The following is a 25596-nucleotide window of genomic DNA, read 5'->3' as shown; positions in this document are numbered from 1 at the left end:
GGTGTAACGAGCAGTTGTTTTAAAATTTATAACATGCCGATTTTAAATAAGTTTATTAATGTAAAAGGAAATTGCTATGCGAGCGATGTACGAGAAAGTACTACCATCTCCCGGGTGCTCATGGCGTTATTGCCTGTATCAATTGCCCGAAATTCCCTTTAATTGGCACTATCATCCGGAATATGAGATCTGTTTGACGCTCAACAGTGTCGGTGTATGTCATGTGGGTGATCATATCGCCCCTTACGAAGACTTAGATTTGGTGATCCTAGGTCCTGACTTACCACATACTTGGCAGTCAAAGCCGAATCCGGATCACTCCGCTCATGTTGTCCATGTTGCACAAATACCCGCACACTGGTTGGAGTCTTTAGTGGCTCAGCATCCTGAATTACATGGCTTATCTGAATTGTTAAATGCAGCGCGCCGTGGCGTCAAATTTCCTGTGGAAGTCGCAAGGCAAGCGAAAAAGTGGTTTGAGCAAATCGCGGATGCCGAGCCGTTAATGCGCTTTGTGCTTTTGCTCGAAATGTTAACGCGGATGACGACATCGAACTATCAACATTTAGCCAGTAGCGGCTTTCGCTTTGACGCCCGCCATGATCCCGCGAAAGACAAGTTCGACCGGGTTATTGCCTATATATATGACAATTACACCGACAAATTAAGCGCCGATGAGCTTGCACAGCAAGTGCACATGAGCACTAATCACTTTCATCGTTTCTTTAAAAAGCGCACGGAGCGTACTGTGACGGAATTTATCAATCAGCTGCGTATTGCCAAGGCCTGTAAACTATTAATTAGCTCCGCCTCTCCCATTGGTGTGATATCGGATCAATGTGGTTTTAATAATATTTCTAATTTTAATCGTCGTTTTCAAGCGTTGAAGGCGTGTACGCCCAGTGAGTTTCGTGCACGGCTGCACCAAAAAGCATTGTATTGAGTTGGACGTGAGCCTGTTTATTGTGCTTTTTAATCAAAACTTCAATTCAAACCGTGAATATTTCGTAATGCTATGATATTCATGCTTATTCCTAAATATTCAACTTGGTATTTATCAAGGAATTGCCAAGAATGTGCCGGGTCGCAACAACAATAAACGAGGATGACCGTGATGACACTAGGACACTTTATTAAACAGATCCGTACACAGAAAGGCTTAAGCCAACCCCAGTTAGCTGAGCAAATGTGTGTTGAGCAAAGCTATTTATCTAAACTAGAAAACGACAAATCCGTGCCTTCTAACGAGGTATTTAGAAAGTTACTAACGGCGCTGAATTTATCCTTAGATGAGTGTATGCAAACCCTTTCAACACAAGGGAAGCGTGAAGAATTAAGCCAAATTCCAGATATAGAGTACTGGTATAAGCAAGATCAACATTCAAAACAAAAGCAATATAAGCAACTTGCGATATTAGCTATTTTGCTAGTGTCTCTCGGTGTCGGGTTATTTTGGAGCGGTTATAAGCAGATATTTTTTAGTGAAAAACTGTTTGAATATGAATCTCAAGGTGTATTGCAAGCCGGTGAGCCTGTTGAGTTATATAGAAAATGGCGCGTATACCTAGTTCCTCATAATAAGAATGGTGACCGTGGATTTGTGGAGCAAGTTGAGCTTGCCATGGCGAAACGTTTAGATAAAAAAACGGTATTTTTCCCAGATTACAGGGGAAGCGCTTATACCGAATCGGTATCCGAGGGTAGAAGGCATTATCGTTTTCAAGGCCCTAAATTTAGTGAGCGAGCGGAAAATGCCTGGCTGCAATTTGTTGGCTTATTGTGTCTCTCCGCTGGGGTTATGCTAACTTTAGTAGGTAAGCGGTTAGTTAAACCTTAGATTATCAATATAGGTGTAAGATGCAAAAACGATTATTTTTTGGTATTGGCATGGACGACGACACTCGAGCGCATATTGGCCAATGGCTGGTGGATAGCGTGAGTGCCAGTAAAGCCAATACACAACCAAGTAATTGGCATCTTACACTGGCGTTTCTTGCTATGGTGGAGGAGTCACAAGTAGCCGAGCTTTGTGATTTTGCGAGTGCTCTATCGGTGCCTAAATTTACACTCACCTTTGGTGACTATGGCTACTGGCAGCACAATGGCATTTTTTACTTAAAGCCCGAACAAAAACCACAAGCTTTGCTTGATTTAGCCAATCCGCTGCGTGCTTTTGGGGAAAAATGCGACCTCTATCACAACCCGCATCCGTTCTCACCACATATCACACTATTTAGAAATTGTAAGCCAGAGCCGAGTGTTACGAAGCCCATTACGCCTTTCTCACTCACGGTAAAGAAATTTCATCTATATCACTCTCACCGCAATGAGCGTGGCTTGATCTACGACCCTATCGAGTCCTTTTTTCTGAGCTGAACTTTAGGACAGCCAGCGCTTTAGCTTTTTAACCAAAGTTTCGAACCAAGTCAGTTGATAGCGTTTGTATTTCTCGCACTTGAGGAATAGCTTTTTGGTGGCTTCGTTTCGTGCTGGGCTAATATGTAAGCGGCTACACTCTTTACTTGCGCTGTGCCAATCTTGTGCGCTGACGGCTTTAATCAAATTAGGAAAGGCCAAAAATAACTTACTGGTACCAAGGTTGTAAGCCATATCCAACAGCGCAATCTTAGCGGGGGTTGGTAATAGCTGATAAGGAATGCTGCCAGTTTCTTGCTTGGCAAGAAAATGAATGAGGTACTGTTCAAATTCTTTGATTTGCTCTATAAGACATTTTTTAGACGCTTTTGGTGGCAAGGTAAGCTCGGTATATTGCGCATACCAAGAAGCCTTGTAGCCGCTGGGTTTGCCCTTAATATTACGGAATTCATCGCGCTTTTGTTGCAAGGTGGCAGACCGTTTAGAGCGCCTATCCCGCATTGGTAACTGGCAAAATTGCTCAACACTTTGCATATGAAAACCAACACCAATCGTCGGATTGGCATTCACATCTAGGTACAAATGCAGTACCTCGCCCTCAAATTGCAATAGATGCTGTATTACTCGTTGATAGAATTTGTCGGTGTCGTTGAACAACTAGGTACCTCAGTGATCACTGCTTTTTCGTTCGTGGTATAGCACTGTTTTAGTATAGAACAGTAGCAGGCCTCTGCCTTAAAAACCGATTTATGGGCGTCGATTTTATCCCATAATCCACGATTAAAATTGCTTTTTGGCATGGTAAAAATGTTGAAAGTGTCGCCATCTGCCAGCAAAATCTTTTGTGGCGCACTGGAAACATACCAGCCAAACTTTTTTAGATAATTGATATTCGATTCTTCATTTTGAGCATCACTAAGCGCTGCTTGATAGGCGTTAAGGTTGCAACATGCATCCATAAGTTCGGTAACATCAAAATACGCTTCGCCATCCAATTCATACTTGATGTAATGAATGATTGCAGGGCCGGTCCCCGAATTGCGAATATCGACTCGAATAGTTGCTTGAGTGGAGTCTAAATCAAAGTTGCTATAGCTAAATTGAAGCCATGGCCAAGTTTCAGTTTTTAGCTGCTTTTCGGCTGCGGAAACTTGCTCCTGAGCAGCCTTTGCTTGCAGATAAGTGGCGTAAAACGACGCTGCGGAAATAAACATCGCACACAAAGCCAAAATGGTATTCATTTTGGAGCGAGAAAGTTTAAAGGAGCCCCTTGAGTGTCTTGAGTTGTGTGGCTGTAGCCGAGCAGGCTTTGCTGCCTGCGTTTCGGCTACATTTTCAGAGGGTAAGTTATTATTGTTATGTTCTGACATATTTATCCAACTGACACTACGGCTTAAGGCGACAGAAATACGAGTAACGTATCGCCAATTTTCAGTCTATCTGTCGATAGCTGGTTCCATTGCTTTAGCTTAGCGACACTGACATTAAATTGCTTAGCTATGCGCCATAAACTATCGCCGTGTTTTATCTTATAGTCCAGTTGTTTGTCAGCCAAAATGGGCAAAATTAGCTTTTTTCCTGCACGAATTCGGTCATTCTTTAATTGATTAAAGGCTTTTAACTCGGCGACGGTTAGCGAGTAGCGCTTTGCAATGGTGCTGAGAGAGTCTCCACGTCGGATAGTATAATGTTGCCATGTATCTGCAGGCATTTTTGGTAAGTGTGTGAGCATGGTTTGCCACTCTGACACGCGCGATGTGGGAATGACAATATGCTCAGGGCCGCCGAGTAATGCAGGAAAACGTGCATAGCCTGGATTTAATACCTCGACTTCTTTCCAGCCTTTGAGATCAGATAAAATGGCTTGTTGTTCGAGTTTAATAACGCTGATCAGCGATCGATTAGGGATCTTAGGAAACTTCATCAAGTCATGCTTTAACAACTGTGATGCCGCAAGTAGCTTTGGTACGTAGTGGCTGGTTTGACGTGGTAGCTTCAAATGGAAAAAGTCAGTTGGTTTACCTGCTTTTTTATTTCGTTCAATGGCCGCAAGCACTCTACCCTCACCTGTGTTATAGGCGGCAATGGCATGATACCAATCACCATCAAAACGTTTGTGGAGGTATTGCAAAAAGTCCAATGCGACGCGGGTCGAGTCTACGATATCTTGGCGACCGTCATACCAAGCGTTGATCTTGGCACCATAATGTTTTGCAATCAGCGGCGTTAGTTGCCACAAACCTGAAGCATGCTTGTGAGAATAGGCTTGGGTATTAAAGTCGCTTTCAATTAGCGGCATCAATGCCAGTTCTATTGGCATATCGCGCTTTTCGACTTCTTCTACTAAGTAATAAAGTAGCGGCGCTGCACGTTCACTGATGGTATCCATATAATTGGGATGCTTGAGGTACCAATCAATCCGTTGTTTTACACGCTTATCGTTGGAATCGGCAAAGCTGAGCTGATCTTTAATACGGAGCCATAAATCATCAGTTGCGAGCGGATCATATGGCGTTTTAACCGCCGTTTTAGCTTCGTCTTTGACTTTATTTTTCGGTGTGTTTACACCAGCTTGTACGGAGTTATCTGGCGTAGGTTCATTCTGTTGAGGTTGCTGTATTTGGCTACAGCCATTTAGCAGCAGGATTGCTGTAAGTAATGGAGTGATGAGGTTTTTCATAGAGCCTTTTTTATTATCCTTTTATTATGCAGTCCAATGAGGCATCTGAACCGCATAAGATTGTATATAAATTCGGTGCAAATGCAAAAATAGACACCTTACCTGTTGCGGCTGTGTAGTGTAGGGTGATGAAATGGATACAAAATGAACTTTAGCGTTACAGCATTTAGCATTGATTAATGGAATTAACGCAATAACACTCGGTTGCTTGATAATTGCGTATTGCTCACTTACTCAAGACGTAGTTGGTGCTTAAATTGTGTTTTATAGGTTCGCGAGAGCGTTAATACTTTCCCACTTTGCAATGCGATTTCACTGTCACCACTGGCGAGCGGTGTAATACTCACCACTTTAGACACATTAATAGCAAAAGAGCGATGAATACGCACGAAGCCAACGGGGTCTAAGCGCTGACATAACGTAGCAAGCGTTGAGCGCAGCGGATAAATGCGGCCATTTACATGTAGATTAACGTAATTTCCAGACGACTGTAACCACTCAACCTCTTCAACTTTAACGATAAATTCTTTACCAAGCTTACGTACCAATAAGTGATGAATAGGTTTGTGGAGTGTTTCATCTTCATCGCTTTCTTGTTTTATCGGAGATGCTTCACCAAGCATATGGGAGACACTAAATTGATAAGCTTTTATGAGTGCAATAAAGAACACTAAGCTCCATGCATCTTTTTGATATTCATAGATAAGTTCAAACCAAGAAAAGTGAAAGTTGTAATCTAGTTGCAAACTAAAATAAATCGTTTCACGTAATAACACCATGATGCCAACATGGCCAAAACAAAATAACAGTGAGGCAATAAAAAAGCTAAAAGCGACGTTAACAGGTTTATGCCACTGCCAAGGAAATGCGTTTAAATACCAAGATATGGCAGGAATTAAGGCTAAACTGGCAGCCGCACTGGTATATTCCCACACGAAAGGTTCCCACAGCGCAAAATCGAGCTGCGCATCTCGGTTGGCATCCATGATCAGAGTAATGGCATTCAAGGTGTTGTTAATCGCCAGAAAGAGGGCGAGTAATGCCATTGCCATCGAAGGGTGGTATTGCTGAATAAAGGTACGTGAAAACATCATGGTTTGAGTTTTTCTTTTACTCTAGCAACTGGATGCAAAGCGGTCACTTATTTTATCCCTCTATTCCACGGTTTATCCCTAGCTATTGTTATTTAAGCAAATTTAGTTTGGTTGTACGCTGTATTGGCGCACTGTAGGGGTAAGTTTATTTTCAAAAAGAAATACCATGGATCATTTAAATCGGCGAGTAGAGCTAGACTGGCTGCGTGTTATTGCATTTACGATACTCATCTTTTATCACACCGCCATGTTATATGTACCTAACTGGGGTTTTCACTACAAAAGTGCTTATACTTCGGTTTGGCTAGAATATCTGATGTTACTGATCTCACCATGGCGCATGTTGCTTATCTGGTTTATCTCGGGAGTTGCGCTTAGATATATTTTTGATAAACAAGGTGCATGCACAGCCATGCTCTTTCGCACTCCTTTGCTGTTGCTCCCGCTATTATTTGGCATATGGCTTGTTGTGCCCGTACAACTGTACGCAGAAATGCAGCAGAATGCTGGATTAACGCTTGGGTTTGTTGATTTTTACAAACAGTTTATTGATTTTAACAGCCCTTTATTCAGTCAGTATCAAAGCGGTATTTGGCCCCATGTTGACGTCAATCACTTGTGGTATTTGCGAGAATTATGGCGTTTTACTTTGCTCCTTGCTGTGTTGCATATCGTCTTTAATTCTAAGCTTCAAGTAATACTCCGGCATTTTATCACTTTGCGCTGGTCAACTTATCTACTAAGCGTGCTGGCTTTTGCAAGCTTACTTTGGGCTCAGCTAGCATTGGAAGGTGATAGCAAAAGAGAATTTCAGGGGGTTGTTTTTCTGCTCGCAGGTTATCTGCTTGCTATGCATAATCGGTTTTGGGTTTGGCTTGCTCGGCAAGGTAAAGTGCTACTGTGGGTTTGTGCAGTCAACGCTATGATTATTTTGCTTTTATATCATTTTTACTGGTTGCAGCAAGATACGCGCACAACCTTCATTACTTTGGGTGGGAGTCTTGTGTTGGTGTTGCAGCGCGTGTGTGCGGTGTTGTTGATATTGGCATTAGCAGCGCGTTATCTTAACCGCCCTCATCCGCTGCTTACGAGGCTCAATAAAGTGGTGTTTCCCATCTATCTCTGGCATCAAAGCGTGATTATTGCCTTGGCGCTCTGGCTGAGCCGTTATCAACTCGGTGGTGTGCCTGAGAGCCTGTTGGTGATCACAGGAACACTGCTATTTTCTGGATTGTTGTTTTGGCTGGTGCCAAAGCTGGGTTCCCTTGGGTTGATGGTGGGGTATCGTGCAGCTTTGCTGACAAACAATAAAATGCTTTGGGGGGTAGGGTGTTTGTTATTGTTGCCGCTGATCCTCCGGATTATTTAACCTGTGTACTGCGCCATTGTGCAATAAATACTCTACTCTTATTGCTAGGGTCAGTATGCCTCCGATGGAGGATACTTCACGGATAGCATCGCCACGAGCAAGGTGGTGAGCGAAAATAAGAAGAGGGAATCAAGCAAATGAAACCAATTTCTTCACCTCTGGCGGCAATTCAGCCACATTACGATGTACTTGTTATTGGTAGTGGTTATGGCGGTTCTATCGCTGCGTCACGCTTGGCGAGAGCCGGAAAATCAGTCTGCCTACTTGAGCGAGGGCGCGAGTTTTTAACGGGAGAATTTCCGGATACCGAGTTGGAGGCCGCTGGCGAGTTGCAGTTTAGTAGCCAAACAGGGCACAAAGGCTCTCATTTGGGATTATTTGATATTCATATGCACCGTGAACAGAATGTCGTCGTCGGTTGTGGTTTAGGTGGTACCTCTCTTATCAATGCCAATGTTGCTTTGCCTCCAGTAGATGCAGTACTGAGAGATCCTGTATGGCCAAAGGCTATTAGAGATGATGAGGATGGTTTGTTGGAAGAAGGATTCACTCTGGCTCGAGAGATGCTGAAGCCTGCCTTATACCCTGAACATTACCCAACTTTGAATAAACTGAAGGCTCACCAGCTGTCGGCAAATGCATTAGAAGCTCCCTTTAATAAAGTGCCAATCAATGTGTGTTTTGCGACGCCTGAAGATGGCATTAACCATGTGGGTGTTGAGCAGCAAGCATGTAATAACTGCGGAGACTGTGTGTCTGGCTGTAATTTTAATGCCAAAAACACCACTCGAATGAATTACTTACCGGATGCTTGGAATCATGGCGCAGAAATTTATTGCCAGGCCAGTGTGCGCTACTTGGAGAAAACCGACTCTGGTTGGCGGGTGTTTTACCAAGACATGGGAACCGGCGCAGAGTGCTTTTCTGCAGCCCCGTTATTTGTTGAGGCGGATCTTGTGATCTTGGCTGCAGGCACGCTGGGCAGTAATGAAATTTTATTGCGTAGCCAAAGTCGCGGTTTGGCTATCTCTTCGCAACTTGGTCAGCATTTTACTGGTAATGGCGATATGTTGGGTTTTGGCTATAACTGCGACAGCGAAATTGATGGTGTTGGGGTTGGTAATCTAGAGCCTGACGACAAAGCGCCTACAGGACCTTGTATCACTAGTGCAATCGATCTTCGTGAAGCGAGCGAACGCGCGCAACAAATGATTATTGAAGAGGGAAGTTTACCCGGCGCAATGGCGGGAGTATTGCCAACTGCGCTTGCAAGTGCTGCGGGTGTAGTTGGGCTCGATACGGATCATGGTTTTTATGACGCTTTGGAGGAGCAAGCGAGAGTATGGCAAAGCCAATGGCGAGGCGCTTATCATGGTGCGGTAAAACATACTCAGACCTACTTAGTAATGAGCCATGACGATAGCCAAGGTGTCATAACTTTAGAGCAAGACAAGTTGAACATCCGTTGGCCAGAGTTAGGAGCTCAGCCTAATTTTCATCATGCGAGTGAAAAGCTGCTTCAAGCGACAGCTGCGCTCGGTGGCACCTATGTTAAAAACCCAATTTGGTCACCGTGGTTGAATAATCGCTTGGTTACAGTTCATCCTTTAGGTGGCTGTCGGCTTGCTGAGACGGGTTCCGAAGGGGTGGTGAATCATAAAGGGCAAGTGTTTACGGGAGAGAGTGATGCCTGCTACGACTCGCTCTATGTGTCAGATGGTGCCATCATTCCAACGTCGCTTGCGGTCAATCCGCTGCTTACGATAAGTGCATTGACGGAGCGCTGCTGTGCACTTATCGCCAAGGACCGTGATTGGCAAATTGACTATCAATTGCCGTCAAGCCGCTCCCGTACCGCTGAACCGACTACAACAGGGTTGGCGTTTACAGAGCGCATGCAGGGCTATTTTAGCCGCGTGGTAGAGCCAAGCACTACCTCTTTACAAACCTACTTGGCTGCTTATCAGCAGGGTCAAGAAACAAACCAAACGCTATCGTTTGTATTGACGGTCACCTCGACGGATCTAGAGGTGATGTTGACCGACCCACAACATAAAGCGCATATTTCGGGTCGCGTTGAGTGTAATGTACTTTCTGATAAACCACTGACTGTTCGCAATGGTGAGTTTCGTCTGTTTGAGCGTCAGGCCTTTCCTCCAAATACTCGGAAGATGATCTATAAAATGAATTTAATGGCGGAGGATGGCAAGCAGTACTTCTTTAATGCCTTTAAGTTAATCAAAGACGACCCTCACTCTCTCGATCTTTGGGATGATACTACAACCTTATTTGTTGATATTCATGAAGGAGAAGATACTCAAGGGGCCGTATGTGGTCACGGTATTATGAAAATAGCGCCGATTGATTTTGTGACGCAGCTTGCCACTATTCGTGTAAGTCATGCCGAGAGTAAAGCGGCTCGCTTAAAAGCCATCGCGCGCTTTGGGCAATTTTTTGCGGGCACACTATATCAAAGTTACGGCAGTATTTTTTACCAAGAAAAAACGCACAGTGGTGAATTGGTGCGCAAAAAGCGGCCGCTAAGGGCTCCAACACCTGAAGTATACTTGTTTGATACAGCTGATCATGTGCAGCTATCGCTGACTCGTTATCGTGGCGGTGACAAGGGCCCGGTTATGTTAGTGCATGGGCTGGGAGTTGCTTCGAGTATCTTTTCCACCGACATGATTGATACCAACTTAGTCGAGTACCTAGTCGCTAACCAATATGACGTGTGGCTATTGGATTATCGAGTCAGTATTTTGTTGCCTGCTGCCGCAAAGCAATCAAATGGCGATCAGGTAGCGAAATACGATTACCCAGCCGCGGTGAACAAGATCCGAACCATCACGGGAGCAGATAGTATTCAGGCGGTGGTGCATTGTTATGGTGCTACGACTTTCTTTATGTCTATGCTTAGCGGCCTTTCAGGAGTTCGCAGTGTTGTTGCATCACAAATTGCGGCGGACGTGGTGGTGCCGATGGCAACGAAAATGAAGACAGGGTTACATCTCCCCTCATTTTTAGAGAGGCTGGGCGTAGACTCGCTAACGGCGCGAGTACCACAGCAGAGCAATGGGCTTGCCTCTTTGTATGATAAGGCGCTAGGCTTGTACGCGCTCGCTGAAGCACAGGGGCGATGCAACAATGACAGCTGCCATCGCGTGACCTTTATGTACGCCTCCTTATACCGTCATGATCAGTTAACCGATTTGCTGCATGAGCATATTGATGAACTATTTGCCGAAGCCAATATTCAAACCCTTGAGCACCTTGCTGCAATTTGTCGCGCAGGAAAACTGGTTGATGCAGATGGCAAGGACGTTTACATGCCACACATCAACCGATTAAACGTGCCGACGCTATTTATTAGCGGGGCAGATAACGAATGCTATTTACCTGAGAGCACGAAAAAAACCTATGAACGCCTTTGTCTTGCTTTTGGTGATGCTCAGTTTACGCGTAAGGTGATCCCCAATTACGCGCACATAGATTGTATCTTTGGGCGTCAGGCTGATGTAGATGTTTTTCCACATATTCTCAATCATTTAGAGCGATATTAGGGCCTGTTGACCTTTGCTGTTTGACTTTTGTTCTCCTGAGTGTGTTTTAGTTGCGACGCTCGACTTGCCGCCACATAGAATAACTATGCTACGCCGGCTCTGCCTTGTATAAATACCAATCAAACTGCTGCAAAAACAAACTTGAAAGATAAACAGGCCCTAGTCAGGACACTAAAGTCGGTAGGCGCGATTAGTATCGGCCTACCAACTACCACTGAGCGTGAACGCAAACTCAGGTGGTACACGTTCACGAATCGTTTCCACGGCGCTTACGCTATCTGCCCGTGAGGTGTTGTAGTACAAGCGTCGATATTTATATCTAGACGTGAGTGGCGAAGCTTCTAGATTAAGCTTAACTCGCTGGCTTACTTGAAGCTGCGCTTGTAAAGTCAATTGCAATGAGCTTGCTTCAATAAATTGCTCATCGGGGTAATATTCGCGATAACTATCCCCACTGGAAATCTCTGCGCTCCAAGAAAAGCGATTAAAGCTTTGTCGAAATTGCACGCTAGCCCTATGTGGAACAGTCCCGTTAATCGCACGTTTTCCTGTGAGCGCGTCACGGTATGATGCGTCTCGATAACTATAATCAAGATTGAGCTGACTGTTGTTGATCCAGCTTGATAAGTCTAGATTAACTGCACCATCTAGCCCCCAAAGCGCGGCATCCCCAGCATTTGCAACTATGCTTTCACCTCGATTATCTTGCTGATATTCATGCACATCTTTTTGCCACTGATAAAAAGGTTTAACGTTAAAACGCCATCTTTCACCTTCTTCAATATCAATTTGCAGCGCAAGTTCAGTGTACTGCATTGGCTCTATTTCTAGGTTGCCAAACTGTAAGCGGCCAAATCCTGCGTTGAGCTCTGGTAAAAAAAGTGAAAAATCGAGCTGTTCCACTTCATGTTTTAAGGTGGTCGTAAGCTGAATGTGTTTTGTTGCGTCATAATTTAATCGCACCAACGGCTTGACGATGAAATGTTGAATATCTTCACTTTTACTACTGTTGGTCGAAAGCGTAGCCTGCTCGGCTGCCAGTTTGCTGTATAACTGCCATTTTGGTGAAAGCGACCAAGTAAAAGCAGTAAAGGGCTCAATACTTAGCTCTTTTATCGTGCTGTGTAACTGCTCCTCTGGCAATATTGTGTTGGCATTTACGCGATTGATACTGGCCTCAAGACCGAACTCCGAGACAGCGTCGTTTACCATCAGGCGAATTACTCGTTCGTCAGTACGCTTATACTGTGTAAAGCTCGGTGTTGAAAGTTGCGCAGAGAGACCATCAAGCATGTGTAACTCATTCTTTTGTTTTGAGTAGTAGCCTGTAAGTTGTATGCTCCAGCGCTGACCTTGCCACTGCCTATCGATAGACATTTCGCTAGTGTTTGTTTTATCGCGCTCTTGCGAAAACGCAGATTCAACATCGCTGGATGAAGTTGGCGTGCGGTACAGCCATTCGTATTGCGATTGCAAGTTGTCTTTTACAGCCTGAACATTGAGCGTTAGGGCACCATCCTGTATGGTTTTGTGGCTGGTAAGTGAGAGCGTTATTCGCTCACTTTGCTCTTTAAATGTTTCTTCGCTCTTTTCTTCGAGAGTATTACTAGACGCGAACAGCTGACCTTGGCTGGTGCTTTTATACGGCTCATCTTGAACTTGAATATGACCGCTGTGTGTCCATTGCCCTTTAGGTAATACAAATCCCGCCATTGCTGTTTTGCCAGTGGAGGCACTGGCATTTATTGCACTACCTAGTTGCCAATTATAGGCATTGGTTTTTTCATCACGAATGATGTTAACAACTTGATTATATTGCTTAAGTGAAGGAAATGGGTGATGACTTAGATACACTTCTAGCGCAACGATTTGGTCAACGGGAAGTTGTTTTAAATACTTCGAGACCGATCCAGACTTTACGCGGATCTCCATGCCATTTAATAAAATATTGGCAGAACTGCCTCCGAGGCCGCGCTCACCACTTTGTTCAATGAGCGTGAATGACGGTAAGCGCTCGATGGCTGCAAGTGCATCTTGTGCTGCAAACTGTTGCAGTGAACTTCCAGTATAAACACTCGGTTTAGCGTTATCCATATTGGCGTAAACGCTGCTACTTATGACGCTCATTAAAGCGTAATAGGCCGCCGTGGAGGGATGAAATCGTGTCATTGTTCCTCTTTGAATAAAAAGCTCTCCATTGCGCTATTAAAAATAAAAAAGCAGATAAAACAAATTATTAGGTACGTAAGGTGGTTCTATGGGACGGATCGACGGGAAACCGTAATCGGGTTCACGTTGCTCGCTGGTGTTATGCGGCCTGAGAAAGTGTATCGAAGCGTGACTTTAGTGCTTTCTTGTAACCTTTACTCAAGCTAATTTGCGCGCCCGTTGATAACTTGATGATGGCATTGCCTGACGCTTTGGTGATGATACGTTCAACATAGGTCATGTTAACCAAATAAGAGCGGTGGGTGCGCACAAACATATCGGTTGGCAGCATGGCTTCAAACTGAGATAAGGTTGCTCGCTTGAGGTATTGGCGCGACTCGGTATGAATTTCAACATAGTTTTTAGCAGCCACTATGTGCACTATATCTTTGATCTGTACAAATGACTTATCGCCGCCTAAATCCACAAGCAAACGTTGATTTATCGCGGTGCTATTGTTTTCTTCGTTGCTTTCAATACGGATAAACTTGTGCCAAATCATAAAGCATACGTAGATCACCAGCGGGTGTAATGGCGCAAAATAATACAAGGTATAGGGAATATCATCGCGATAAACGAGATAGTCGAATCCAGCTTGTATAGACATGCTCAGCACGAATAAAACCGAGCAGCAAACGAGGTAATTGCGCCAACATACCTCATTCTGTTGGCTGAGTTTATTTAGCCATAAGAAGAGTATAGGTGTGTAAATATACCAAAGCCCCCATTCCTGCAAGGCCCACCAGATAGGGTTATTCAGCCGCTCACTTTCTATCTCAACCCAATCGTGCAGCAAGTCGATTGCGGTTAAAAATATGATGACGGCAGTCCAGCCAACTCCAGTAATAGTAAGAATAGGTTTGTATACGGTGTGCACGAACTTTTCCCTAAATTAGATACTTCTAGTTTACCGACTTTTTATAAGTTCACAAATCCTCAAAGCTAGACCTAGCCTGTAGTCTTATTTGCCTTTAACTAAAGATAAGCCCTTAAGCAAAGCTCAAGTGAGTTAACCAAATACGCATCTGAAGCATGCGCCTTGCTCGCGCTTAAGATAAATTAAGTCGCCGCCATGATTAATCATAATTTGTCTCGAGAGGCTTAAGCCGATCCCCGAGCCTTGTTGTTTAGTGGTAAAAAACGGCACGAAAATCATGTCGACTACATGTTCGGCAATGCCAGGGCCATTATCGCTTATTTCTATATAGTGCTGGCCTGCGTTATTGGCTCCAGTTTTCAACACCACTTGGCGGGTGTTTCGCTGATCTTCGTCATTGCGCTGCTGCACCGCTTCAATGGCATTTTTGGTTAAGTTAATAAGCACTTGCTCAATCTGAGCCGTGTCTAACATCACCAGTTGGGAGTGGCTAACATCAAGCTGTAAGTCTATGTTCGCTTGATGACAGCTTTGTTGATGTAACTGATAGATGCCTTCTACCAGCGGCGCAAGCTGGGCAGGTTGCAGCGCTGGGCTGGGTAAATTACTCACCGTTCTAAAACGAGCGATAAAAGCGCCCAGATACTCAGTGCGTTTAGCCAGTGTTTGCAGTGCTAAGGCGAGGTCTTGTTTATCTTCTTCATCGTCAAAACTCAATGTGTCGGGCAAGAGTCCCTCACAGGTTTGTGCAATGGATGACAGAGGTGTAATAGAGTTAGCCACCTCATGCGTAAGCACTTTGGTGAGGCGTTTATAGGCTTGCTGCTCTTTGTTTTGTAAAGCATCACGAATGGATTGTAAGGTGACAATTTTACGAATTTGCCCTTGGATCTGCGCTGAGGTTATTTGTATAGACAAGTTATCTTGTTGCTCGCCATATTGCCAATTTGCTATCGTTTTCAAGCTGTTATTGCATTCATTAACCAGTGGTGCGATATCTTCTAAATCTTCGCTGTGATTAATGGGTTTACCTAGTAGGCGGGTTACCGCTGGGTTTGATTCAATCACCTTCCCCTCGCTGTCGAACACCAAAACCGCTAAGTCGATATGCACTAGCAAGGTTTGTAAAAAGTGAGCTTGCTGCTCGGCGCTCAACCGCGCGCTTTGGATCCGCGTTTTGATCTCTTCTAAGTGTTGCCGCATAGGGTGATGTTGGCTTAATCCCAGGGAGCTATCGCCATTGGCTAAAGACTTAAGTACAAAGCCCATGTGCTTGTTTTGCTTGTTAAATTGAAAGTATAAGGCTGAGATAAACGCGATGGTAATAAGGGTGATCAACAGCCAAGTTGCCGAAAAGCCACCTTGTATATACAAATATAGCGAGAGCCCACTGGAAATTACTAGGCCTATGATAGTAAATAAAAAAACAAGGGTGGGGTGGTGAGCAAGGCGGGTCATTTCTTTTCTTCCTACAAATCGTACTTTTCTAAGCGACGATACATCGCCCCTCGGGTTAACCCGAGCGCTTTGGCTGCGTTTGAGACATTGCCTTGATAATGCTTGAGCGCTGCACGCACCGTACGTTGTTCAATCTCTTCAAGGTTGAAAGTGTCTTCAAAAGTGAGTGCATTGGTGTCCGAGGTATCCTTCTTACCGATTTGCGCCGCCGTGGGATTAGTGCCAATCACGGTACTGATATCCAAAAACTCGCTTTCACTTAAGATCACCGCACGCTCGATAGCATGTGCGAGCTCTCTGACATTACCGGGCCACGGGTAGGTTTGTAGACATTGCATGTCGCTGCTATTTACTTCAAGCTGCCTTTTATACTTGTGGCAAAAGTGTTCAAGGTAGTAATTTACGAGCAGTGGAATATCATCGACACGCTCGCGAAGCGGTGGCAGACGGATCTCTATGGTATTGATCCGATATAATAAATCTTGCCTAAAACGGCCTTCATCAACCGCTTGTTGCAGATTGTCGTTGGTGGCACAGATAAGGCGTATGTCCACTGAAATGGGCTTATTACCGCCTACAGGAGTGACTTGTCGATTTTGTAAAGCCGCAAGTAGCGTTGCTTGTTGGCTCATTGGCAGGTTGCCCAATTCGTCCAAAAACAAGCTACCCTCGTGTGCGAGTTCAAAGCGGCCTACCTTATCGCTTTTCGCATCGGTAAACGCCCCTTTTTTATGACCAAACAATTCGCTTTCAAACAAACTTTCGGAAATTGCGCCCATGTCTAGGCTGATAAAGGTATTGTCACGGCGCATACTCGCCTGATGAATGGCGTGGGCGGCGAGCTCTTTGCCCGTGCCACTTTCGCCGGTGATCAGAATATTGGCATCGGTGAGCGCTGCGCGTTCTATGGTACTAAATACCTTTTGCATGGCCGGGCTTTGACCTAAAAAAGCAAATTGATGGCTACCACTAGATTGATTGAGTGCCTGATTTAACCCTTGGGTCTGACGAGTGAGCTTACCAACCTGCTGTTTGTCTTTGGCATGAGCAAATGCGGCAGCAACCGCACCCAGTAGTTGGTCATTTTGCCAAGGTTTAGCGATAAAGTCGGCTGCTCCTGCTTTTATCGCGTCAACGGCAAGCTGAATGTCACCATAGGCAGTCATTAACAACACCACGATGCTTGGGTCTTGTTCGACAATTTTCTTTAACCAATAAAAGCCCTCTTTGCCACTAATAGCATCTTGGCTAAAGTTCATATCAAGCAAGATCACATCTATTTGCTGCGATGCAATCTGCGCTTCTATATCAAAGGGGTTATCTGTGGTGATGATGGTTTGGTAATGCTTTTTTAGCAAAAGCTTTGCTGCAATTAATATATCGCTGTTGTCGTCGACAATTAATATGGTGCCTTCCTGCTTCATATTCTAATCGCTTTATTTTTCTTTTAGCGTACCGCAATCGTTTAGATCTCGTCTACGAAAAGTGTTCATTTATGGACACTTTGTTATTTTTGATGTGTTCTATTTCCGGACACTTATTATTCTTAGAATATAATGGTGAACGCCTAACATTCTGTAATTTATAATAAAATTAAGCTTGGCACGGTGCTTGATATTAGTCATACATATTCGATAAAACGATTTAACCGACTAACAACAAGAGGCGTGATTATGGATAAGAAAATAGAACGTTCAGGATTGCAAAAACATCTTAAAAAAGCGGTGGCAGGTGGTGTACTTCTGAGCATTGCAGCAGCGGCACTGGCATTCAATAACACTGCCTCTTCAGGTCGGAGTCAAAATCTCGCGCTGAGTAGTCTCACGGTGAGCACCGTAAGCAAGGGGGCGTTTGTGGACGCGCTAAGCTTGCGTGGTCAAGTCGTACCAAAAACCACGATTTACTTAGACACCATTGCGGGTGGTCAAGTAGAAGAGCGTTTGGTGGAGCAGGGTGAGTTTGTTGAAGCGGGTCAGCCATTAGTGAGACTGAGCAATACCAGTTTACAGCTAGACGTGATGAGTCGCGAAGCGCAAGTAACAGAGCAGCTTAACTTCCTAAGAAACACCCAAATGACGATGGAAACTAGTCGCCTTAATTTACGCCGTGACTTGCTGGAAATTAACTTACAAATTAGCCATTTGGAACGTCGTTATAAGCAATCCAAGCCACTTGTTGAAAAAGGCGTGCTGGCAACCGACAGATTGTCTGAAATCGAAGACGATTTACAGTATTACAAGGCCCGAAAGGAGCTGACGTTAGAGCGCCAAACGCAGGAAAATTCCATTCGTAAAGTGCAAGTCGAACAGCTAGAAGACAGTGCTGAGATGTTACAGAAGAACTTGCAATTTGCCCGTCAAAATCTCGAAAACCTACTGATCAAAGCGCCGGTATCGGGTTACTTGAGTGAGCTGGATGTTGAAATCGGTGAGTCAAAGAGTAAAGGGGCACGGTTAGGCCAAATTGACATTCCGAATGAATACAAGTTGGTTGTCCGCCTTGATGAGTTTTATTTAAATCAAGTACAACCGGATATGGCAGTGAATGTGATGTTAGACAGTGGCTTAGTCAGTGCTAAGGTGAGCAAAATTGATAGCCGTGTAACGCAATCACAATTTCAGGTAGAAGTGGCATTACCAAGCGGCCAAAGCGACATTAAACGCGGCCAAAGCATAGATGTAGAACTGATGCTTGGCGGTAACAAAGAAAATGCTTTATTGCTAAAACGCGGTGCCTTCTTTACTAGCTCTGGCGGTAACTGGGTATACGTGTTGGCAAGTGATGGCAAAACCGCCGAGCGTCGTGATATTCGCTTAGGTAAAAAGAATCAAGATTATTACGAAGTGTTAGATGGCTTATCACAAGGTGAGCAAGTGATCACCTCAAGCTATAGCAACTTCGACAAAGCGCAACAACTCAATTTCTAAGGATATAACAATGATAAAACTAACTAACTTAAACCGTGTATTCCGTACTCAAGACGTTGAAACGACTGCGCTAAACGATATTAACCTCACCGTTAATGAAGGTGAGTTTGTTGCCATCATGGGCCCGTCTGGGTGTGGTAAGTCCACTTTATTGTCCATCCTAGGGATGTTGGACTCGCCGTCATCTGGGCAGTTTGAGTTTGTGGGCACTGACATTGCGGGCTATAGCGAAAAGCAGCTCTCACAGCTACGTAAAGCGTCTATTGGTTTTGTATTTCAAAGCTTTAACCTGATTGATGAGCTGACTGTGTTTGAAAATGTCGAGCTACCGCTGCAATACCAAAATATCTCAAAAAGTGAACGTAAGCAGCGTGTAGAGCAGATTTTAAAACGCGTTGCCATCGACCACCGCGCCGATCACCTACCACAGCAACTTTCTGGTGGTCAGCAGCAGCGTGTGGCGGTTGCTAGAGCGCTGGTTATTAACCCTAAACTTATCTTAGCGGATGAGCCAACGGGTAACTTGGACTCCAAAAATGGCGAAGAAGTCATGGCGATGTTACGCGAGCTAAACCGCGAAGGCACAACCGTGATCATGGTAACGCACTCAGAAAAAGAGGGGTCATACGCGGATAGACTTGTACGCCTTCTCGATGGTCAAGTGATGTTAGACAAAGCCAACACAGTGGTGCAACCACAAAAAGTTGAGGTGGCATAACGATGATAGTGAATTATCTAATAACGGCATTGCGTGCTTTTAAGCAGCAAAAACAGCATTTTATTTTAAATGTACTTGGGCTTAGTGTGGGCTTAGCCGCGGCAATTTTGGTCGCACTGTTTGCAAAAAATGAACTGTCTTACGACAGCCAGCAACCTCAAGCTGAGCGCGTGTATCGAATTGCACAAGACTATTCGCAATTAGGGCTTGGGGTCGTTCCTGTTTTTAATTACATCAATGGCACTCGAGCACTTGAATATAGCCAAGTTGAAGAGGTTTTTGCGCTGACGATGGTGGAGTTTACTCGCGAAGCTGAAGTCGATGTGACAGTAAAAAATCAAGGGTTTAAACTGAATGATCTTTATGGCGCAACTGCAAATATCGAGAACTTCATCGATATGGAAACGGTGGCAGGTAGCCTAAGTCGCGCCATGAGTGTACCGAATAGCATTGCATTGAGTAGTTCAGAAGCTCAGCGTATTTTTGGCCGCACGAACGTGGTTGGCGAGACTCTGCAGCATAAAAACGGCCAATATACGGTAGGTGCAGTATTTACAGATTTACCTGAAAACACGCATTTTGGCTTTAAAAACCTAGTGTCTGTAGAGCATGATCCAGCCAATACGGATATAACTTCTAGCTATGTTTATTTACGATTGGCACCGCAAACAGACGTTACTGCCTTGGAAAAAACACTGACGGAGAAATACTATTTCGGTGACTTTAAAGGCCGCTTATCACTGCAATTGCACCCCTTAACGGACCTTCACTTTACTGCAAAGTCACCGTTTGAAATGAAAGTGGGTGGTGCGAAACAAGTGGTGATGATCTGTGTTGGTTTAAGTGTGCTGCTAATCCTTATCGCTGGCTTTAACTTTATTAATATGACGGTGGCACAGTCGACCAAACGTGCAAAAGAAGTGGGTGTACGCAAGGCGCTTGGTGCCAGCAAGTCGCAATTAGTTGCACAGTTTTTATCTGAGTCTGTACTCGTGTCATTGCTTGCAATGACAATAGCCTGTGTTTTGGTCGAGTTACTTTTGCCAAGTTTCAACAATTTAGTTGGCCGCGAACTGAGTATTGATTATGCATCTATGTTTAGCGTCGTCGTGGTCGCGGTTGCCGTCACTGTGGGGTTGTTGGCAGGCCTTTATCCTGCATTTTTTATCTCATCTTTTAGTGCTAAACGCGTATTAAGCGGAGATTTACAGCGTGGGAGTACTGCGATTTGGGTGCGCAAAAGTCTTTTAACTGTACAAGCTGCACTTGCGGTTGGGTTAATTATTGCTTCGGTAACGCTACAGTACCAGTTGGCACATTTGCAAAACTTACCGCTTGGTTACGAAACCACACAACGTTTGGTGGTCTCAGAAGTGCCCGTTAAAGCGGCTTTTACAAAAGCGCCAACGTCATTAGTTAAACAGTTCGCGGCGATTGAGGGCGTTGAACATATCAGCGTGATAGATACGCAGCTGACTCGCTCGATTAATAACACCCTAGTACCCACTTGGCCAAATGGTGAACAGTCGCAATCCTTAACGCCAGTGATCGGCACAAGCTACGAGGTAGTCAAAGGATTAGGGTTAACGCTACTTGCAGGTCGAGACTTTAGCCGAGAGTTTGCCGGTGATTGGTCAAATCGAGTTAACGGCGTAACCACAATAGGCACCATTATTACCGAGTCGGTCGCTAAGCAAGCTGGCTACAGTAATGTTGCTGATATTATTGGCAAAACTATCAAAGATACTGGTCGCAACGTAGAGATGCGAGTGGTTGGCGTCGTCGCAGACGTCAAAGTGGGGAATGCACAAGAAGCGAGTTCTAATATTATGTTTTTATTAGGATTTACTTATTTTAATCCAACATCTGAAGTGATCTTAACGATTAACCCGCAGTATTTAGCACAGATTAGACAAGATGTGATTAGTGTGTTGGCAAAAACCGCAAACGTGTATGAACCAGAGATCAACCTACTGTCAGACAGTTATAGGGCGGTACTTAGTGGTGATGAGCGTATCTCTAAGGTGGTACTTATCTTCACTGCACTAGCTGTATTCTTAACCTGTTTGGGCACTTTTGGATTGGCATCTTTTGCAACGGTTCGCCGTCAAAAAGAAGTAGCTGTACGCAAAGTCTTAGGGGCATCACGGCTAAGCATTGTGAATATCTTAGCAAAAGAGTTCCTGACTTTGGTGGGAGTCAGTATCGCCATAGCTTATCCAATCACCTATTGGCTTGTTGGTGATTGGCTTGCAAACTTTAATGACCGTATTGAGCAAATGATGTGGGTTTATGGTGCAGCGGCCTTGGTGGTTGCCGGTATCACTTGGTTGACTGTGGCGACCCTTGCCTTTAAAGCCGCGAGTACACGTCCGTCGCTAATCTTGCGATATGAGTAGGGCTTAGTTTGTGAATAACAGCAGGATGCAGTTACTGTCAATTTAGTGTCAAAAACCATAGTTACACTGGGGTTAATTCAGGCTTGAATAACAAGGTGTAGCTATGGCTAAGGTTAAGACAACCTCTCGTCTTCGTGGAAGATCAGCTAATTCACTTTGGATTGGTGTTTATAACAGTATCCTGTTGTTGTGTTTACCTTTGATTGCGCTGATCTTATTAAAAAAATGGCTATGTAAACCGGGTTATAAAAAGCACTTTTTACAGCGCTTAGGTGTCTACGATTGTAAGCGTTTACCCGCCTGTATTCATTTACATGGTGTCTCCGTCGGTGAATGCGCCGCCATTGCTAAACTTATTCCTGAGCTGCGTAAACAGCATCCTCATTTACCCATTGTTTTTACTTGTACCACCGTTGCGGGTTCCAACTATATTGAGTGCAACTGGGGGGAGCAAGTCACTCACACCTATTTGCCATTGGACTTTCAATTGACGGTTGGTGCGTTCTTGACGCATTTTAATCCAGTATTGACCATGTCGGTTGAGATGGAGTGGTGGCCTAATCTTATCCGTCAGTCGCGCAACCAAGGCAGTCGAGTGATGCTGGTAAATGCCCGCATGACCGACAGATCAAAAAATAGATATGCCAATATGTTAGGTCTTTTTACCTTTATGGTGTCCAAGGTGCATAAAATCCTGCCGCAAAGCGAGCTCAGTTATCAAGCTTTTCGCGAGCTGGGTGTACCACCTGAAAAACTGATGATGTGCGGTAATATCAAGTACGATTGGCCAGAGCTTAAACACGCCGACCCAACGCAAAAGCCCTCTCAGCTGACGTGGATTGCGGGGAGCACGCATGACACCGAAGAACTAGCGGTGGTTGCAGCGCACAAACAGTTGTTACAGCAAAATCCAGCTGCTCAGCTAATGATCGCACCGCGTCATCCTGAAAGATTTGATGAGGTATGGCGGCTGCTGCAAGCAAGCGGGCTGAGCTGTCAGCGTTACTCGCACGCGCCAACACTAACGGCAAATACGCAAGTGTACCTGCTTGATACGATGGGCAAACTATTTGCGTTTTATCGTGATGCCCACGTTGCCTTTATCGGTGGCTCGTTAGTTAAGCTCGGTGGTCATAATCCTGCCGAAGCCGTTGTCCAAGGGGCTGCAGTCGTAATGGGAAGTAGTCGACGAAATTGTGAAGATATATGTGCGCCGCTGAGTCAAGCTGGTGCACTTGTTGAGGGTAACGAACCACAGCAAATAGCTAAAGAAGTCATCGGCTTTTGGCAAAATAGTGCTGCAACAATACAACAAATACAAGCTGGGCAAGCCGCTATCGCAAAGCACAATGGCGCACTACACAAAACCACATTGCAAGTTTTATATCAGTTAAAGCAAGCGCAACGGCCAGTTCATAGTACCCGATTACATCCAATGGTGATCAGATAACAATGCAATACAACAATATCCTTATTGTCCGACTCAGTGCCATTGGTGACATCGTGATGGCGTCAGGTCTTATTTCTGCACTAAAGGCGCGTTATCCAGAAGCAAAACTGAGCTGGTTAGCAGAGCCTGCTGGCGCGACCTTGCTGCAACAAAATCCATTGCTAGATGAGGTGATCCTGTGGCCTCGTAATGAATGGCAAAAAGTGCGAAAAGCACAAGGGATCATAGCGCTACTGAAGCGAGTTAGTAGCTTTAAAAAGCAGTTGGCTAGTCGACAATTTGACTTAGTGCTCGACGCCCAAGGACTCCTTAAAAGTGGTGTGCTAGCTTGGCTTAGCGGCGCTCAATATAAGGTTGGGATCAATAGTCGCGAGGGCAGTCAGTGGCTTATGAATAAGGTAGTGACCTCGCCTTGGTCTGCTGATATCAGCTCGGAATACAGAGCTGCAGCGAAATTTTTTGGTGCGCCAGAGGCGGCGTTTCAATACTCGCTCATTGCCTCGAACGAGACACAACAACACACAGAAGCACTGCTATTGGAGCATACTCAAGGTCAACCTTATGTGGTGTTTTGCCCGTTTACAACGAGAGCACAGAAACACTGGGCAGATGGGCATTGGCGTGAGTTGTATAAACAAGTAAATCAGTCTATTTGTGCGCATATTATTATATTGGGTGGACCAAGTGATATCGCTCATAGCGAGCGTTTAGCAAAACAGATGCCGGGGATCATTAATCTAACCGGGAAAACGACATTGCTTGAGTGCAGCGAGATCATTCGGGGGGCAAAAGGTGTGATTGGCGTCGATACAGGGCTAACTCACATGGCGATGGCGCATCATACCCCGGTTATTGCATTGTTTGGTTCAACCTTACCGTATGAAAACACCTTCAATCCAAATGGTCGCGTGTTGAGCGATAAACTTGCTTGCTCACCATGCAAACGCCGGCCAACCTGTGAGGCTCGTTTTGATTGTATGGTAGGTCTCACGCCACAAAGAGTCTCGAACGCACTAGGAGAAGTGCTATGAAAGTTCTGCATATTGAAGCGGGTCGTCACTTATATGGTGGCGCACAACAAGTGGTATATTTAACCCAAGCGTTGCAGCAAAAGGGCATTGAAAACGTACTGGTTTGCCCGCCTAATAGTGAAATGATTGCAGCCGTTGATAAGCAAGTAGTTGTGGAGCCTGTGAAAATGGCAGGCGATCTCGATGTCATGCAATGTTTGCGGTTACGAAGGGCTATTGCCCATCATCGGCCTGATTGTGTTCATATTCACAGCCGCCGAGGGGTTGATACTTGGGGATTACTTGCCGCGAAGTCGCTTAATGTCCCTGTTATTTTATCGAGACGAGTCGACAACACCGAGCCACGCTGGTGGTCAAAATTAAAATACCCAGCCTACGATAAAGTTATCGCTATCTCAGAGGAGATCCGTCAAGTATTACTCTCGCAGGGTGTTGCCTCTGAGCAAGTAAAGTTAGTCCACAGTGCAGTCGATACCCAGCGCTTTGCACCAAGTAGCGCGGAGCGGCAATGGCTGCTTGATGAGTTTGAACTGCCACAAAATGCCTTGGTTGTGGCTAATTTTGCGCAGCTGATAGAGCGCAAAGGGCAAGATGTGATCATGCGTGCAGCCAAAAAACTCATTGTTGAGCATCCTAATTTGCGCGTATTACTGTTTGGTCGAGGGCCAAAGCAGCAACAGTATCAGGCGCGTATAGACGAGCTGGGGCTGCAAAAAGTTGTCCAGCTGGTGGGATTTCGACAAGACGTAGCGCGTATTTTACCTGCGGTTGATATTGTTGCACATCCAGCATCGATGGAAGGGTTAGGTGTCGCGTTATTACAAAGCAGCGCATCTGGCGTGCCTGTTGTGGGCTTTGCTGCTGGCGGCATTCCTGAAGCGGTTGCGCACAATGAAACCGGATTACTCGCTCCAGTTGGTAATCAAGTTCAGTTTACCCAAGATCTTAATCGTTTATTGCAGGAACAGATTTTACGAGAGCAAATGGGCCGTAAAGGTCGTGCTAAAATATGCAGTGAATTTGCCATTGAGGTGATGGCGGAAGGTAACTTGTCGGTGTATCGAAGCGTGTTAACTGAGTTGGGAAGAGCGCCTTTAACCAGTCAATCACAGAAAGTGTGAGTTCCAATAAGGATAATCACCAATGCGGTTTACTAGCTTGGTTCTTAGTGGGTTTGCAGCAATATACCGGGCAGTGGTATGCCTATCTTCTGTGGTTCTGAGCTGATGATCGTAATACGCGCTTTGCCAAATTCTGTATTTTGAATCCAATTGTTTATTTAACCTGAGGTTTGGATAAGGAATGTTCCAACTCATTGTTGCTAAAGCACAACTTAGTTTTCTCCTTGTCTAGCCAGAGAGTTTTAGGGAAAACACCGCTTCCGCGTCCTGCTCTCGCTAAGGTACCTACATCCTGTAGGCAAGGCGAATTTACGCACCAATAGCT

At 45.0% G+C, this 25596-nt stretch carries 19 protein-coding genes; 11 read left to right on the top strand and 8 right to left on the bottom strand.

Going from position 1 to position 25596, the window contains the following annotated elements; genetic code table 11:
• Positions 1–76: 76 nt before the first annotated feature.
• From BB427_RS17630 to thpR, 3 genes are all read left to right on the top strand, one after another.
• Positions 77–943, top strand: a complete 867-nt coding sequence (locus tag BB427_RS17630; protein ID WP_069022266.1) for a helix-turn-helix domain-containing protein — start codon at positions 77–79, stop codon at positions 941–943.
• 171 nt (positions 944–1114) lie between these two features.
• Complete coding sequence (locus BB427_RS17625; protein ID WP_069022264.1) at positions 1115–1837, top strand: helix-turn-helix domain-containing protein; 723 nt, start codon at positions 1115–1117, stop codon at positions 1835–1837.
• A 20-nt stretch (positions 1838–1857) separates the two neighbouring features.
• Positions 1858–2376, top strand: a complete 519-nt coding sequence (gene thpR / locus BB427_RS17620) for an RNA 2',3'-cyclic phosphodiesterase (RefSeq protein ID WP_069022263.1) — start codon at positions 1858–1860, stop codon at positions 2374–2376.
• A 3-nt stretch (positions 2377–2379) separates the two neighbouring features.
• On the opposite strand, the gene BB427_RS17615 is transcribed toward thpR, so the two are convergent.
• From BB427_RS17615 to BB427_RS17600, 4 genes are all read right to left on the bottom strand, one after another.
• A complete protein-coding gene (locus tag BB427_RS17615) occupies positions 2380–3033 on the bottom strand; it encodes a hypothetical protein (RefSeq protein WP_175401303.1) in 654 nt (217 codons plus the stop codon).
• A complete protein-coding gene (locus tag BB427_RS17610) occupies positions 2997–3746 on the bottom strand; it encodes a hypothetical protein (protein WP_069022261.1) in 750 nt (249 codons plus the stop codon). The genes BB427_RS17615 and BB427_RS17610 overlap by 37 nt, the downstream gene beginning before the upstream one ends.
• A 23-nt stretch (positions 3747–3769) precedes the next feature.
• Positions 3770–5056 carry a LysM peptidoglycan-binding domain-containing protein gene (locus tag BB427_RS17605; protein WP_069022259.1) on the bottom strand — a complete coding sequence of 429 codons (1287 nt, stop codon included), beginning with the start codon at positions 5054–5056 and terminating at the stop codon, positions 3770–3772.
• A gap of 230 nt (positions 5057–5286) precedes the next feature.
• On the bottom strand, positions 5287–6150 hold the full coding sequence (locus BB427_RS17600; protein ID WP_069022257.1) for a LytTR family DNA-binding domain-containing protein: 864 nt from the start codon (positions 6148–6150) through the stop codon (positions 5287–5289).
• 166 nt (positions 6151–6316) lie between these two features.
• Between BB427_RS17600 and BB427_RS17595 the strand changes: the two genes are divergently transcribed.
• Together BB427_RS17595 and BB427_RS17590 are read left to right on the top strand one after the other, a co-directional pair.
• Positions 6317–7519, top strand: coding sequence for an acyltransferase family protein (locus tag BB427_RS17595; protein WP_069022255.1), 1203 nt, complete (start codon positions 6317–6319; stop codon positions 7517–7519).
• A 137-nt stretch (positions 7520–7656) separates the two neighbouring features.
• Positions 7657–11082 carry a GMC family oxidoreductase N-terminal domain-containing protein gene (locus BB427_RS17590; protein WP_069022253.1) on the top strand — a complete coding sequence of 1142 codons (3426 nt, stop codon included), beginning with the start codon at positions 7657–7659 and terminating at the stop codon, positions 11080–11082.
• 201 nt (positions 11083–11283) lie between these two features.
• On the opposite strand, the gene BB427_RS17585 is transcribed toward BB427_RS17590, so the two are convergent.
• The 4 genes from BB427_RS17585 to BB427_RS17570 form a co-directional block, all read right to left on the bottom strand.
• Complete coding sequence (locus BB427_RS17585; RefSeq protein ID WP_069022251.1) at positions 11284–13251, bottom strand: TonB-dependent receptor; 1968 nt, start codon at positions 13249–13251, stop codon at positions 11284–11286.
• A gap of 139 nt (positions 13252–13390) precedes the next feature.
• Positions 13391–14167, bottom strand: a complete 777-nt coding sequence (locus BB427_RS17580; RefSeq protein WP_069022248.1) for a LytR/AlgR family response regulator transcription factor — start codon at positions 14165–14167, stop codon at positions 13391–13393.
• Between the two features lie 132 nt (positions 14168–14299).
• Positions 14300–15625, bottom strand: a complete 1326-nt coding sequence (locus tag BB427_RS17575) for a sensor histidine kinase (protein ID WP_069022246.1) — start codon at positions 15623–15625, stop codon at positions 14300–14302.
• 11 nt (positions 15626–15636) lie between these two features.
• Positions 15637–17049 (bottom strand): sigma-54-dependent transcriptional regulator, encoded by a 1413-nt coding sequence (locus tag BB427_RS17570; protein ID WP_069022244.1) that lies wholly within the window; start codon positions 17047–17049, stop codon positions 15637–15639.
• 249 nt (positions 17050–17298) lie between these two features.
• On the opposite strand from BB427_RS17570, the gene BB427_RS17565 reads away from it, so the two are divergent.
• From BB427_RS17565 to BB427_RS17540, 6 genes are all read left to right on the top strand, one after another.
• Entirely contained in the window at positions 17299–18552 is a 1254-nt protein-coding gene (locus tag BB427_RS17565; RefSeq protein WP_069022242.1) for an efflux RND transporter periplasmic adaptor subunit, read from the top strand.
• 10 nt (positions 18553–18562) lie between these two features.
• Positions 18563–19270 carry an ABC transporter ATP-binding protein gene (locus BB427_RS17560; protein ID WP_069022240.1) on the top strand — a complete coding sequence of 236 codons (708 nt, stop codon included), beginning with the start codon at positions 18563–18565 and terminating at the stop codon, positions 19268–19270.
• A 2-nt stretch (positions 19271–19272) separates the two neighbouring features.
• Positions 19273–21669, top strand: coding sequence for an ABC transporter permease (locus BB427_RS17555; RefSeq protein ID WP_069022238.1), 2397 nt, complete (start codon positions 19273–19275; stop codon positions 21667–21669).
• 103 nt (positions 21670–21772) lie between these two features.
• Positions 21773–23119, top strand: a complete 1347-nt coding sequence (locus BB427_RS17550; RefSeq protein WP_069022236.1) for a 3-deoxy-D-manno-octulosonic acid transferase — start codon at positions 21773–21775, stop codon at positions 23117–23119.
• Between the two features lie 2 nt (positions 23120–23121).
• On the top strand, positions 23122–24150 hold the full coding sequence (locus BB427_RS17545; protein WP_069022234.1) for a glycosyltransferase family 9 protein: 1029 nt from the start codon (positions 23122–23124) through the stop codon (positions 24148–24150).
• On the top strand, positions 24147–25271 hold the full coding sequence (locus tag BB427_RS17540) for a glycosyltransferase (RefSeq protein WP_069022232.1): 1125 nt from the start codon (positions 24147–24149) through the stop codon (positions 25269–25271). Before BB427_RS17545 ends, BB427_RS17540 begins: the two co-directional genes overlap by 4 nt.
• Positions 25272–25596: the final 325 nt, after the last annotated feature.

Origin of the sequence: Pseudoalteromonas sp. BMB (assembly GCF_001709235.1) — a bacterium.
Classification (GTDB): Bacteria; Pseudomonadota; Gammaproteobacteria; order Enterobacterales; family Alteromonadaceae; genus Pseudoalteromonas; species Pseudoalteromonas maricaloris.
This window is presented reverse-complemented; position numbering and strand designations above follow the sequence as displayed.